The sequence below is a fragment of the Ralstonia sp. VS2407 genome (genome assembly GCF_052950655.1).
The window spans coordinates 1-427 of the sequence record NZ_JBRFVG010000406.1 but is presented as its reverse complement, the minus strand read 5'-3'; the positions used below and the strand labels follow the sequence as shown (position 1 = coordinate 427).

Annotated in this window: 1 protein-coding gene; it reads left to right on the top strand. The window is 59.3% G+C overall.

Going from position 1 to position 427, the window contains the following annotated elements; translation table 11 throughout:
- Window positions 1-108, top strand: a 108-nt coding sequence (locus tag ACU8YE_RS25705; RefSeq protein ID WP_322018241.1) for an IS3 family transposase, incomplete at its 5' end; no start/stop codon positions are given.
- Between the last annotated feature and the right edge of the window lie 319 nt (window positions 109-427).

The window sequence follows — 427 nt, the reverse complement described above, 5'->3', positions numbered from 1 at the left end:
AACTACATCGAGATGTTCTACAACCCAACACGGCGCCATTCGAGCGCCAACGGACTATCACCGGTAGAGTTCGAACAACGTCATTCCCAACGGCTCGGGGGTGTCTAGGAAAGTCGGGGCGATTCAAGCTCGAAATTTTGAATGTCTGAGAGCGGCGCTTGGGTGTTGGCGCTCGGCGTATGGGCCTCGGACCGTGGCGGTCGGGCCTTTGAGTGTCGTGCTCGGCCTGCTGGGCTCGGCACATAAAGGGTTGGGCGTTGCGCCCGACGCTAGCGCCCCCGCCCGTCGCGGGTTCGCTTTTACTGCTGTTTTAGTTATTTCTTCTTGCGGTTCACGCGGTCCAGCACTTGCAGCACTTCCCACCGGTACAGGTCAACTGTCACGCCATCGAGCGTGGTCAGCATGTAGGCCCCAATCGCGTCCATGA